The sequence below is a fragment of the Brevibacillus sp. HB1.2 genome (assembly GCF_013332495.1).
GTDB lineage: Bacteria > Bacillota > Bacilli > Brevibacillales > Brevibacillaceae > Brevibacillus > Brevibacillus porteri.
Genome location: NZ_JABMIU010000010.1, coordinates 188,415 through 200,206 on the forward strand (window position 1 = coordinate 188,415; position 11,792 = coordinate 200,206).

Consider the following 11,792-nt stretch of genomic DNA (forward strand, 5'->3'; position numbering starts at 1 on the left):
CGCAATCTGCGCCGAATATGACGTGCTCCTCATGTCGCCAAAGTTCTGTCATCTGTTCAACAGGCTACCCACATAGCGCAGCAGCTCATTTGCGCAAACGGGGCAATATTGATGCTCTTCGATAAGACGCTTGGTGACTTCATTAATCTTCTTGAGCTGATGCTCATCCGGCGTTTTGTTCGAGGTCGTAATTTTGACGACATCTTTTAGATCGGCAAACAGCTTCTTCTCGATAGCTTCCCTCAGGCGATCATGCGTGCTGTAGTCAAAACGCTTCCCTTTACGCGCATAGGCCGAGATACGGATGAGAATTTCTTCGCGGAAGGCCCGCTTGGCATTTTCCGAGATGCCGATTTGCTCCTCGATGGAACGCATCAGGCGCTCATCTGGATCCATCTCCTCACCTGTAACGGGGTCACGGATTTTATTCATGTTGCAATAAGCTTCCACATTGTCCAAATAGTTATCCATGAGCGTTTTTGCCGACTCTTCGTAGCTGTAGACAAACGCCTTCTGCACTTCTTTTTTCGCCAGCTCGTCGTATTCCTTGCGCGCGATAGAGATGAAGTTCATATACCTCTCCCGCTGCTCCTTGGTGATAGATGGATGCTGGTCAAAGCCTTCTTTAAGCGCCCGAAGAATATCAAGCGCATTGATGCACTCAGTGTCGCGGCGGATCAGTGCACTGGAGATACGGTTGATGACATAACGCGGATCAATACCGGACATTCCTTCATCGGCATGCTCGTTACGCAGTTCTTCCAGATCGGCTCCCTTGAAGCCTTCCACCGATTCACCGTCATACAGCCGCATCTTTTTCAGCAGATCGGCCCCTTGTTTTTTCGATTCTTTCAGGCGGGTCATAATAGAAAAGACTGCTGCTGCCCGGAGCGCATGCGGTGCAATATGCACATGCCCCAAGTCGGATTGCTTGATTAATTTCGCGTATATTTTTTCTTCGTCACTGACACGCAGATTATACGGCATCGGCATGACGATAATCCGAGATTGCAGCGCCTCATTTTTCTTATTCCCAATAAAAGCCTTGTACTCCGATTCGTTTGTATGCGCAACAATCAGTTCATCTGCAGAAATGAGGGCAAAACGACCTGCCTTGAAGTTTCCTTCCTGTGTCAGCGACAGGAGATGCCACAAAAATTTCTCGTCGCATTTCAGCATTTCCTGAAACTCCATCAATCCGCGATTGGCTTTGTTCAGCTCCCCATCAAAACGGTACGCACGCGGGTCGGACTCAGAGCCGTACTTCGTAATCGTCGAAAAGTCGATGCTCCCCGTCAAATCGGCAATATCCTGAGACTTCGGATCAGAAGGGCTAAATGTACCGATACCGACACGATTGGCTTCGGAAAACAAAATCCGGTGAACAGGGAAATCCTCGATGCACCCTCCATATTCGGTTTCCAACCTCATCCGGTTATAGGGTGTCAATTCTCCTTCAATCTTGATTCCCAGCTCTTCTTCCACCTCTGGACGCAGCTCGTGCGGGATAAGATGAAGTGGTTCTTCGTGCATGGGGCAGCCATCAAGTGCATAGATCGCTCCGTCTTCCGTCCGTGAATACTCTTCCAGTCCTCGTTTGAGCATCGTCACGAGCGTAGACTTACCGCCACTGACAGGCCCCATCAAGAGCAAGATGCGTTTGCGGACATCCAGACGACGCGCAGCCGAGTGGAAATATTCCTCCACTAGGCGCTCAACAGAACGATCCAGTCCGAAGATTTCCCGACTAAAAAATTGATACGAACGTGAGCCGTCCTCGTTCTCTTCAACCCCCGCACTTTTAATCATGTTGTAGACGCGTGAATGCGCCGTTTGGGCAATTTGCGGATTTTTACGTACCAGTTGCAAATATTCGGCGAATGTTCCTCTCCACATCAGGTTTTCTTCGCGGGCCCGGTGCTCAGCGATCCGTTTTAAAATGTCCATGTTCGACACTCCTCCCTCTTAAGCCCCTCTCTCTTCCCAACGACAATGTACTCTCATGTATATGTCCGCCTGCGGTCACGCATTCACGTGCAAGCCGTTTTCTCCGGTTGCCAACAGGCTCTTACAGCCTTTACATATGTGTATGCGAGACATCTGCACAAGTTTCAGCAATCTTCCCATAAAAAATCCGTCACATTGCTTTTTAACGGCTTGGAAGATTACGGAATTGTAAGGTTTACCGTGCGTAGCTGTAAGTTGATTCGATGGTTTGTAAGCCCATCTCCCCTGTAAAATACAATCATAAGCAACATACACGGAGGCCAAGACGGATTGGCGTAAAATAACAGGAGGAACGATCATGGATATTCAAGCAGAACGCATTCAAGTGAAAAAAGGACTTTATTTAACTGGCATCGCGAGCTTGGTGATTCTTGCGATATTCATTTACCAAGCAGTGACAGGGATGGAACTCGATACTGGTGAGAAACTGAGTGTATATATTGCGCTAAGTGCTTTTTTGAAGCTTGTGTATGACTATCGAAAATTGTCACTCACAAGGGCGCAACAGCTTTAATTCGTTTGCAAAGTGGGCAGGCTACGCTATAATGGGAGTAGTTTGTTTACGAAAGGAGCTGTCAAACGTGGGTACATTTATCGTAGCATTGGTCCTCGGAGCTTTTCTGTTTTTCATGCTGACAGCGGGCTACAACGAAGACAAAACCTGGAACATGTAAGAAGCATCCAGAGAAAAAAGCAGGCTGCCTACTGTGGCAACCTGCTTTTTTTGTTTTCTTGTTATTTCTTATTCTCTTTCTTTTCTGCTTTCTTCGCTTCGATTTCAGCCTTGATTTCTTTTGTGCTCTTACCTGCTGTGTCAACGCCCCACTTGGCCGCCTTTTCTTTCAGGTTCTCGAGCTGTTCTTGCTTCTTCGCTTCTTTGGCTGCCTTTTTCTCAGCGTTTTCTGCTTTTTTTGCTACTTTTGCTTCTTTAATAGCCGCTTTTACTTCCTTCGCCGTTTTACCTGCCGTATCAACGCCCAGCTTCACAGCTTTATCATTTAGCTTGGCGAGTTGTTCTTGCTTCTTCGCTTCTTTTGCCGCTTTTTTCTCAGCGTTTTCTGCTTTCTTTGCTGCTTTTGCTTCTTGAATGGCTGCTTTTACTTCCTTATTTGTTTTATCCGTGGTTTCTACGCCCCACTTAGCAGCCTTCGCGTTCAGTTTTGCTTTGTTTTCTTCCTTTTTCTCCGCTTTGGAGTGCTTAACCGTAGCATCCGCTGCTGTATCCGCCGCAGTCACTCCAGAGATACCGCTAAACAACAAGGTAGCCATCACCAGAGACGAAACAAGTTTTTTCATGCAGATTTCCTCCTTTATTATGTAAAACGTGATCGTACACCCCTAGCCTACCTGATGATTTTGGGAAAAGTATGTGAAAAAGCAGGCTTGACCATTTTTTCAAACGGACAGCCTGCTTCTCGCCTATTCTTTCATGGCCATTTCTTAACGCGCAAACACACCGCTTTTCTCAGAAATCGCCGTAAACAGCTCTTCTAATGATCCCCGCTGATCTACCGGATACTGAGGCTCCCCACGGTCTTCCATCCAATTGGTTACCAAGAACGTTTTCATCCCCAGCTTGGATGCGACCATGTCCTCCTGCATGTGATTCCCGACCATGACACAGTCTGTCGGTTCAACCCCGAGCTTTTGGCAAATCTCATTGTAATAACCAGGATTCGGCTTCGTGAAATGCGACTCCTCGTAGACGGTGACCAGCTCGAATTCATCCGGGGACATCCCAATCCAAGCAAGGCGATGGTGAATCGCATCACGCGGGAAAACAGGATTCGTCGCTACTGCAACCCGAAATCCTTGCTCTTTGGCGGCAGTAATAATCTGCTTTGCCCATGGCGAAGGATACGTCAGGTGAGAAAGTGTCGGAAACACATCGCGATAAAACGAATCGAATAGAGGCCATATTTCCTCCCGATCCCACTCACTGTGTTCCATAAAATGTTCGATAAAAACTTGTTCGTTCGTCTTATCCGGCTCTTGGTTCATGATCATTGCCTTGGTCGCATCCCAAATCAGCGCCAACAGCTTTTCGGTATCATACTTATCTCCGACATGACGACCTACTTCAACCAAGTAACTTTTGACAAAGGGTTCTGTCTGCATCTCTAATAACGTACCGTCCAAATCAAACAGGATGGTGTTCACAGTCATAATGAATCTCTCCCTCCCAAATGCTTTACGATAGCGATGGAAAACCTAACTGACGAAGTCCCTCAAACAAGACAATAGCTGCACAATTGGACAGGTTCACAGATCGGGTCGCACCGCTCATCGGGATACGAATAGTCTGTTCCCGATATTTTTCTGTCAGCTCTTCCGGCAGGCCCGTCGTCTCCTTGCCCAAGATAATGTAGTCGCCATCTCGGAAAGAAACGTCCGAATACAACTTTTCCCCCCAGGTCTCCACAAAGTAAAAGGTGCCCGCACCTTCCCCTTGTGCCGCAGCAAAGTGCTCAAAGCTCTCATGATGATGAACATTTACTGCATGCCAATAATCGAGACCAGCCCGCTTCAGGTAACGATCTTCCGTTGAAAATCCGAGCGGATGAATCAAATGCAGATGCGCTCCTGTCGCTGCACATGAACGGGCGATGTTTCCCGTATTGGCCGGAATGAGCGGCTCATGCAAAACAATATGTAACGGCATATCTGAAAATCTCCTTGTAAATTGCGAACTTGATACCTGTACATGTCCTATTATACCACCGTGCCCAGCTTCTGTAACAAATGGAGTGCCTGCTGCATCTAATCAGAAACTTTTCGCTATCGAAGGAGTGACGATTAGATGGGGACACCCCTATCATTTGGGCGAAGACTTGTCGCACATGTGAGCATCCTGAGTTTGATCCTATTAGGCGCCAGTTGGATGTGGACTGATTTTTCTTCGTTCCCCGCCCTGGAAACATGGAGTATGATTCTCGGCTATCTCTCATTTATTTTGATTGGCTGCACCTTACTGATTGGTCCACTCCAGTCTTGGCTCCCTGCTGGCTGGATGGCTGTCAGCTTGCCCATCCGCCGAGATATCGGCATATGGGCTGGGCTAACTGGACTGCTGCACGTCATTCTTGTGCTCGTCCTTTTTGAAAGTGAGCCTCGCCTGATGATCATAGATAACAACCGTTCTGAAAAGGCCGATGGATGGCTGGGTCTGTTCTTTTTCGCTTCCTCGGATCCAACCATGTGGCCATCTCCCAACTGGACCCTCACAGGCGCTGCGAACTATCTTGGGCTGCTTGCTTTTTTCATGCTACTGGCCCTGTGGCTGACTTCTTCCACACGGGCAGAAAAATGGCTGGGTGGCTCCAGTTGGAAAAGGCTTCATCTCGCCAATCCATGGCTTTTTGTCATCGTCTTGTTCCATGGCTTGATTTACATCCAATCCATTAAAGGAGAACCGCATACCTTTTCAGACATGCTCGTTTTCGCGGCAATGATTTGGATGATTCGCAGCATCTCTTTTATACGAAGAACTTTTTTTCGCAAGCGATAATTATACCCCTCTTATATGAAAGAAGGCATAGCGCATTTTGGGCGTATAGGCTGTGGAATCCTCATATGCCCAATAACGCATGCTGCTATCTGTCGTATGGGCATTCACTAACGGCATCTGATTCGCGTCTTTTGCGACCACGATCGTATTGTGCTGAAAACGCCCATCCCCGTTAAAATCATAACAAATGATATCACCTGGGACCAATTCGGCCGCAGAGCTTTTCGTAACCGCCCGCATAGGTGGTCCACCCGATTTCAAAAGCAAATACAAGCTATGCGCCACCGTCCAGCTATAGCTCCAAGAGGTGCCTTTTCCCGTGCGAATCCACCAACCCTTGCCCATCTCTTTCGACATCAGCATAGGGATTCCACCAGCGTGTAAACATTGCGAAATAAAATTCGTACAGTCATCCGGAAAACGAGGATATACGGGATTGGTCGTGTTCCAGTAGCGTTCCGCATACGCGACTGCATTTGCAGCGTTGTATCCTCCCGCTCCATGAACAATCAGCGTAGGTTGGTCAATGGCATCCTCGACGCCTGACACAACGATGACAGGCTCCTCCTCTTCCTCGACCACCAATTTTTGATCACCATTCGACTCCCTTGCCCCGATAATCGACCACTTTTCATTCGTTTTGAGCAACTGGAGCTGGAACAATCTTTTGTTTGCCTCTTTATACTTGGTATGCTTGATCCCCAAGGTTTTATTTTCTTGCCATTGAACCGTTATTTCCATGGTGGCATCGGTATCTACCCAGCACATGGGCGTTACTTGTCCCTGGACAGCCAACAATTTGACTCCCCGCTCCTCGATTTTCCGCTTTTCCCGGTTCAGTCGATCCCATTCTTCCTGTGCGCCAGACTCTCCTGTGCAATAAAAAGGCAGCAGCCGCTCATATCTTCCGTCCATAGATGACTGGTGAACTGCTTGAAAGTATTGCTGAACAAATTCACGCCACTCCACTTTCCCCTCCTCCTTTCCCCCTCCAGACTGCGACATAGACCCATGAACCGTTCATCTCAATGAAGAATATGTCACTCGCGGAGCATTCAGAAGAAAAAGAAAAGCTGCCCGAGCAAGCAGACAGCTTATTTGGAAGAAGCGTGAGCAAAAAGTGGACCTTCTTCTAAGGACAGCAAATATTTTTTAATGGATAAGCCACCGCCGTACCCGACCAAGGCACCATTCGAGCCAACGACACGATGGCAAGGTATAATGACAGGAATCGGATTGCGATTGTTCGCACCGCCAATGGCCCGAACAGCTTTCGCTGCTCCAATAGCCAAGGCAATATCTTTGTAAGAACGAGTTTCTCCATAGGGGATGTTCGATAGCTCATTCCATACATCCTTTTGAAAGGGAGTTCCGTACAATACGGTTGGAACATCAAACGTCTTTCGCTTGCCTGCAAAATACTCTTCTAATTGTTTTTTTGCAGACTCATTGATCGTATCGTTGCGCGTTGGAGTAATTCCTAAGAACGTTTTTTTGCACCAGCGTACCAGAGGCGCTAATCCGTCTTGTTCATTGGCAAACTGAATGTAGCACAGCCCTTCTTCTGTAGAAGCCAAGAGCAATGGTCCAATCGGTGAATCCATCATGGTATAGCCTAATTCCTTTGCCATTTTACGTCCTCCCTCTCTCGTTCAAACTAAGCCTGTGCGCGAATCATGCTCATGCCTTTTTCTATCTCTTCCACCACTTCTGGTGACGCCTCTTTTGCTTTTGCGGAAATGAGCGCTTCTTGTGCCTGCTCTCCTCCGATTTTTCCAAGTGCCCATGCAGCAGTTCCACGAATGACGGGACGGGGGTCTTCGAACAAAAGACGCTCCAAATGAGGAACAGCCGTCCGATCTTTGAAATGTGCAAGTGCTAATATGGCATTGCGCTGAATGGGCTTTTTGCCCCGCCAAGATGAAGAGGATAGGCCGAACTTTTCCTTGAACTCCTTATTGCTCATCTGAAGCAGCGGAATCAATAAAGGCTTGGCAATCTCCGGATCAGGCTGAAATTCAGCATGATGGTCGTTGTCGATGCGACGATTCTTAGGACATACTGTCTGACAAGTGTCGCAACCATACAGCCGATTCCCGATTTTCCCACGGAATTCATCGGGAATAAAATCTTTTACCTGAGTCAAATACGCAACACATCGCTGTGCATCAAGCTGTCCGCCCTGAATCAAGGCTCCGGTCGGACAAGCATCTACACATATATTACAGTCGCCACAGCCTTCTTCGATCGGTAGGTCGCTTGGCAACGGAAGATTCGTTACAAGCTCACCCAAGTACACCCATGATCCAAACTCCGGCGTTATGATGGCACAATTTTTTCCTACAAACCCAATCCCAGCCCGCTCGGCAACCGCCCGATCAGACAATGCTCCCGTGTCTACCATGGATTCGATCCGAGCTCCTGGCTCCAGCTCCATAATGAATCGAGTCAGCTTGTCCAGCTTGTCGCGCAGAACGTGATGGTAATCGGTTCCCCATGCTGCACGGCACAAGATTCCCCGATACGCACCAGGTTCTGATTTTGGTGGATTTTTTAACTTGGATGGATAGGCAAGTGCGATAGAAATCAGCGAACGTGCCCCGTCCAACAACAGTTCCGGATTCGTCCTCTTTTCTAAATCAGGCTCCTCAAATCCAGATTCATAACCCTTTTCCCGGTGTACAAGAAGCCGTTCTTTTAAGGTCGTGAATGGATCGGCACTGGCAAACCCGATCTTATCGATTCCGATTTCCTTGGCATAGTCAATGATGGACTGCTTTGTCTGCTCCCAGTACTGCAAGTCGTTCACAGCTGTTTAATCGCTCCTGTCGCCAATTCGTCGCAGCGGTTGTTCCATTTGTTGTCGGCGTGTCCTTTGACTTTTACGTACTCTACCTTGTGGGTGTCCATCAATTGCAGCAGTTCTTTCCATAAGTCCTGATTTTCCACCTGCTGGCCTTTGCTGTTTCTCCAGCCGTTTTTCAGCCAGCCTTTATACCAGCCTTGTTTGAAGCAGTTAACCAAGTATGCACTGTCGCTATATAGCGCCACCTTACAAGGCTCCTTCAATGTAGAGAGCGCCTTGATGGCTGCCAACAGCTCCATTCTGTTATTCGTTGTATGCGGTTCGGCTCCGGACATTTCCTTGATGTGTTGGCCGTACATCAGTACAGCTCCCCAACCACCTGGTCCTGGATTGCCGGAACAAGCTCCGTCTGTATAAATTTCAACCTCACGTATCGTCATCGTCAGGGGTTCCCTCCTCTGTTCTCTTCTATTGTATCGAAGCTTAGTCGCTTCCACAAAAATTTTTTGTTATACTACCAAAAATAGGTTTAGTAAGGAGTGTCTATAGATGAAAGTTCAGCTAGATTGTTCCGTGTCCGAGCGTCTGCCGCAATTTTCTCTCGGCATATTACAATACAACAATGCTTCCGTCAGTGACTCCCCAAAAATGCTGCAGGGACGCATTAATTATTATGTGGAGAGCTTGCGGCTTGCGCACGACACTGCAAACCTAACAGAAATCGAAGGCGTCCGCGAGTGGAGGGCCTGCTTTAAGCAAGTTGGCATTGATCCGTCCAGATACCGCCCTTCCTCCGAAGCATTACTGCGCCGACTGCTGCAGGGAAATCATTTTTTCTGGATTAACAGCGCTGTTGATGTTAATAATTTATTCTCAGTTTTGCACGCGCTTCCTTTTGGGATTTATGACGTCAATCACTTAGCGGGTGATATCACTTGTCGTCTTGGCCACGCCGATGATGTCTATGAAGGATTAAACGGACGCGAAGTCAACATGGAAGGGAAACTGCTTCTCGCTGATGGTAACGGCGCATTTGGGAGTCCCATCGTCGATTCCAAGCGCTCATGCGTAACGGAACAAAGCCGCACACTACTCCAAGTCATCTTTTTCCATGAAAAAATGGAACAATCTAAAAAAGAAGAAATCGTAGGTTCAGTTGGCCGCATGTTTACGGAAATCAACGGTGGCGAGCTGACTCACTCCTCTATTGTTACCGCCTAAGAAAAAGACGGCCCGTCATGCAGCCTGGCCGTCTTTTTCTACGCTATCTTCCTTTTTTCTAAAAACAATATGTTCTAGGACCAGGCACACAATAACTCCGAGCAATAGGCCATTGCCAAACAAAAAGCTGACTAGTGCAGGAAGTTGCTTCCAAGCTACAGCAGGTACGAACATGACTCCGATCCCGACCAGAAGTGAGCTTCCCCCAACAATAATCGTACGTTCGTCCATCTTCAGATTCACATAATCCTTCAACCCGAAGCCAAGCAGTTGCGTATAGGAAATGAACATCGCCGCATATGCCACTGGAGTAGGCAAAGCCGCCAAAAAATGGGCAACAGTGGGAATCAGCCCAATCAGCATCATCCCCAGCATCGCTATTATAAATGGCAAGCGCGAAGCCATTTTCGTCGTTTGAATAACCGCTGCTGCCAAGGAAAGTGGAATCATACCAACCACACCGCTCAAGCCTGACAGGAAATGGGATACCCCTGTAAAAATACCACCGCGATTGTACTGCTTTTCAGTAGGCACAGTGTCTGTCGCTTTTCCCATGACTGACAAACTCGTCATGAGGTTTGTCAACAGAACGAATCCTGTCAGCATACTTGTTAATACAACGCCCCAATCCCAACGTGGGGGTCCCCAAAAGAAAATGGAAGGCCATGAAAATAATTGCTCAGTAGATCGGACAGGTTCTGTCCATCCAAGAAGCGCGTACACGATCCAGCCCCCAACCATGCCAAACAAAACCGCAAAACTGGAGAATCGTTTCGTTCGCATAATGAACACAACAAGGGCTACGATCCCTATGGACACGATTGCTACACCCGGTTGTACCTCTTTTGAATGCTGAAAACCAATACCGAGCATGCCCGTGAGAATGTTGCTACACAAAGAAACAGCAAGCAAAATCATATACGTACCTGATACCAGTGGTGTAAACCACTTCTGTAATTTTCCAATCCAGCCTAATAAGCCAAAAATGAAAAAGAGTAGACCTGCTAATATCATCCCCACTTGAAAGGATTGACCAATTTCTTGTGGATGAAGACCCATGCTCGTTCCGAGTTGAGCCAAAATGATAAAGATCCCCCACCATAATCCAGCCGGTCCTTCTATCATCGGATAGCGGTGTCCAATCCACACTTGCAGTAACGACGCGAGCCCAATGTAAAACATGGTCTGCTGCATCAGCTTTCCAATTTCATCAGCCTGCAAGCCGTACATATCTCCAATCATTAGTGGTACCGCCACACTGCTGGAAACAGTTACGATCATCCATTGCAATACGGACAGCGTCGTGACCCCCATTGGCGGTTTGTCTTGCAGTTTGTAAAACACCTCAACCACCTCGTCCTGTTACTTACACAAGTTGTCTATTTCCCCTGTCTACACTATGCGCATATCAATGCAGAAAAAAACCCCAATCATCAAGATATCTTGACATTCAGGGTTAGCTTGTAAATGTATGGTGCCGGTGAAGGGACTTGAACCCCCACGGTTTCCCTCACGATTTTGAGTCGCGCGCGTCTGCCATTCCGCCACACCGGCAAATACTTTGGAGGAGGCACCCGGATTTGAACCGGGGGTGAGGGTTTTGCAGACCCGTGCCTTACCACTTGGCTATGCCTCCATGATATAAGGTGAAACAATTTGAGAAATGGAGCGGACGAAGGGTCTCGAACCCTCGACCTTCGCCTTGGCAAGGCGACGCTCTACCAATTGAGCTACGTCCGCATTTTAATGGCTGGGGTACTAGGATTTGAACCTAGGAATGACGGAGTCAAAGTCCGTTGCCTTACCGCTTGGCTATACCCCAATAAGTAATCCCCAACTATGTATTTATGGGGCGATCGATGGGACTTGAACCCACGAGTGCCGGAGCCACAATCCGGTGCGTTAACCCCTTCGCCACGACCGCCATGATTACTACTAATGTTTTAAAAAATGGCAGGGGCAGTAGGAATCGAACCCACACCAAAGGTTTTGGAGACCTTCGTTCTACCGTTAAACTATGCCCCTATAAAGGTGGCTCGGGACGGAATCGAACCGCCGACACGAGGATTTTCAGTCCTCTGCTCTACCGACTGAGCTACCGAGCCTTATATCTATGCTTTACGCGCCAATTTCATTTGAATAGAAATGGCGGAGCTGACGGGACTCGAACCCGCGACCTCCGGTGTGACAGACCGGCGTGAACTCCAACTTCACCACAGCTCCATATTTGGTTGCACCCACTGGGCACTC

At 48.0% G+C, this 11,792-nt stretch carries 12 protein-coding genes and 8 tRNA genes; 3 read left to right on the forward strand and 17 right to left on the reverse strand.

Annotation, left to right across the window (positions count from 1 at the left end):
• Positions 1–48 precede the first annotated feature (48 nt).
• Positions 49–1,947 (reverse strand): PrkA family serine protein kinase, encoded by a 1,899-nt coding sequence (locus HPY28_RS21410; RefSeq protein WP_174231358.1) that lies wholly within the window; start codon positions 1,945–1,947, stop codon positions 49–51.
• 358 nt (positions 1,948–2,305) lie between these two features.
• Between HPY28_RS21410 and HPY28_RS21415 the strand changes: the two genes are divergently transcribed.
• The gene (locus HPY28_RS21415) at positions 2,306–2,521 is read left to right on the forward strand and encodes a hypothetical protein (protein WP_007726812.1); all 216 of its coding nucleotides are present in this window, start codon (positions 2,306–2,308) and stop codon (positions 2,519–2,521) included.
• 221 nt (positions 2,522–2,742) lie between these two features.
• Here the strand turns inward: HPY28_RS21415 and HPY28_RS21420 are convergent, their stop codons facing one another.
• The 3 genes from HPY28_RS21420 to trmL form a co-directional block, all read right to left on the reverse strand.
• A complete protein-coding gene (locus HPY28_RS21420) occupies positions 2,743–3,303 on the reverse strand; it encodes a hypothetical protein (protein ID WP_174231360.1) in 561 nt (186 codons plus the stop codon).
• Between the two features lie 144 nt (positions 3,304–3,447).
• Positions 3,448–4,173 (reverse strand): HAD family hydrolase, encoded by a 726-nt coding sequence (locus HPY28_RS21425; protein ID WP_069853086.1) that lies wholly within the window; start codon positions 4,171–4,173, stop codon positions 3,448–3,450.
• Between the two features lie 25 nt (positions 4,174–4,198).
• Positions 4,199–4,669, reverse strand: coding sequence for a tRNA (uridine(34)/cytosine(34)/5-carboxymethylaminomethyluridine(34)-2'-O)-methyltransferase TrmL (trmL, locus tag HPY28_RS21430; RefSeq protein WP_174231361.1), 471 nt, complete (start codon positions 4,667–4,669; stop codon positions 4,199–4,201).
• 138 nt (positions 4,670–4,807) lie between these two features.
• Here trmL and HPY28_RS21435 point away from each other — a divergent pair, with 138 nt between their 5' ends.
• The gene (locus tag HPY28_RS21435; RefSeq protein ID WP_174231362.1) at positions 4,808–5,515 is read left to right on the forward strand and encodes a ferric reductase-like transmembrane domain-containing protein; all 708 of its coding nucleotides are present in this window, start codon (positions 4,808–4,810) and stop codon (positions 5,513–5,515) included.
• Here the strand turns inward: HPY28_RS21435 and HPY28_RS21440 are convergent, their stop codons facing one another.
• The 4 genes from HPY28_RS21440 to rnhA all read right to left on the reverse strand — a co-directional run bounded on the left by HPY28_RS21440 (position 5,516) and on the right by rnhA (position 8,761).
• Positions 5,516–6,484 (reverse strand): amidase domain-containing protein, encoded by a 969-nt coding sequence (locus tag HPY28_RS21440; RefSeq protein WP_174231364.1) that lies wholly within the window; start codon positions 6,482–6,484, stop codon positions 5,516–5,518.
• 125 nt (positions 6,485–6,609) lie between these two features.
• Positions 6,610–7,146, reverse strand: coding sequence for a methylated-DNA--[protein]-cysteine S-methyltransferase (locus tag HPY28_RS21445; protein ID WP_069853095.1), 537 nt, complete (start codon positions 7,144–7,146; stop codon positions 6,610–6,612).
• 26 nt (positions 7,147–7,172) lie between these two features.
• Complete coding sequence (queG, locus tag HPY28_RS21450; protein ID WP_017250184.1) at positions 7,173–8,324, reverse strand: tRNA epoxyqueuosine(34) reductase QueG; 1,152 nt, start codon at positions 8,322–8,324, stop codon at positions 7,173–7,175.
• A complete protein-coding gene (gene rnhA / locus HPY28_RS21455; RefSeq protein ID WP_017250183.1) occupies positions 8,321–8,761 on the reverse strand; it encodes a ribonuclease HI in 441 nt (146 codons plus the stop codon). The genes queG and rnhA overlap by 4 nt, the downstream gene beginning before the upstream one ends.
• A 109-nt stretch (positions 8,762–8,870) precedes the next feature.
• Here rnhA and HPY28_RS21460 point away from each other — a divergent pair, with 109 nt between their 5' ends.
• Positions 8,871–9,542, forward strand: a complete 672-nt coding sequence (locus HPY28_RS21460; protein ID WP_174231365.1) for a B3/B4 domain-containing protein — start codon at positions 8,871–8,873, stop codon at positions 9,540–9,542.
• Between the two features lie 15 nt (positions 9,543–9,557).
• Here HPY28_RS21460 and HPY28_RS21465 read toward each other — a convergent pair whose 3' ends face one another.
• The 9 genes from HPY28_RS21465 to HPY28_RS21505 all read right to left on the reverse strand — a co-directional run bounded on the left by HPY28_RS21465 (position 9,558) and on the right by HPY28_RS21505 (position 11,765).
• Complete coding sequence (locus tag HPY28_RS21465; RefSeq protein WP_174231366.1) at positions 9,558–10,886, reverse strand: purine/pyrimidine permease; 1,329 nt, start codon at positions 10,884–10,886, stop codon at positions 9,558–9,560.
• Between the two features lie 128 nt (positions 10,887–11,014).
• Positions 11,015–11,096 (reverse strand) — tRNA-Leu (locus HPY28_RS21470).
• Positions 11,097–11,104: 8 nt separating this feature from the next.
• Positions 11,105–11,178: transfer RNA gene (locus tag HPY28_RS21475), tRNA-Cys, on the reverse strand.
• A gap of 28 nt (positions 11,179–11,206) precedes the next feature.
• Positions 11,207–11,282: transfer RNA gene (locus tag HPY28_RS21480), tRNA-Gly, on the reverse strand.
• A gap of 7 nt (positions 11,283–11,289) precedes the next feature.
• Positions 11,290–11,364: transfer RNA gene (locus HPY28_RS21485), tRNA-Gln, on the reverse strand.
• 26 nt (positions 11,365–11,390) lie between these two features.
• Positions 11,391–11,466 (reverse strand) — tRNA-His (locus HPY28_RS21490).
• A gap of 27 nt (positions 11,467–11,493) precedes the next feature.
• Positions 11,494–11,567, reverse strand: a tRNA-Trp gene (locus tag HPY28_RS21495).
• A 7-nt stretch (positions 11,568–11,574) separates the two neighbouring features.
• A tRNA-Phe gene (locus HPY28_RS21500) sits at positions 11,575–11,647 on the reverse strand.
• Positions 11,648–11,688: 41 nt separating this feature from the next.
• A tRNA-Asp gene (locus HPY28_RS21505) sits at positions 11,689–11,765 on the reverse strand.
• Positions 11,766–11,792: the final 27 nt, after the last annotated feature.

Bases quoted from the DNA above. Each gene is read 5' to 3' on its own strand.
- HPY28_RS21410 (WP_174231358.1), bottom strand. From the start codon at position 1,947: ATGGACATTTTAAAACGGATCGCTGAGCACCGGGCCCGCGAAGAAAAC.
- HPY28_RS21415 (WP_007726812.1), top strand. From the start codon at position 2,306: ATGGATATTCAAGCAGAACGCATTCAAGTGAAAAAAGGACTTTATTTA.
- HPY28_RS21420 (WP_174231360.1), bottom strand. From the start codon at position 3,303: ATGAAAAAACTTGTTTCGTCTCTGGTGATGGCTACCTTGTTGTTTAGC.
- HPY28_RS21425 (WP_069853086.1), bottom strand. From the start codon at position 4,173: ATGACTGTGAACACCATCCTGTTTGATTTGGACGGTACGTTATTAGAG.
- trmL (WP_174231361.1), bottom strand. From the start codon at position 4,669: ATGCCGTTACATATTGTTTTGCATGAGCCGCTCATTCCGGCCAATACG.
- HPY28_RS21435 (WP_174231362.1), top strand. From the start codon at position 4,808: ATGGGGACACCCCTATCATTTGGGCGAAGACTTGTCGCACATGTGAGC.
- HPY28_RS21445 (WP_069853095.1), bottom strand. From the start codon at position 7,146: ATGGCAAAGGAATTAGGCTATACCATGATGGATTCACCGATTGGACCA.
- rnhA (WP_017250183.1), bottom strand. From the start codon at position 8,761: ATGACGATACGTGAGGTTGAAATTTATACAGACGGAGCTTGTTCCGGC.
- HPY28_RS21460 (WP_174231365.1), top strand. From the start codon at position 8,871: ATGAAAGTTCAGCTAGATTGTTCCGTGTCCGAGCGTCTGCCGCAATTT.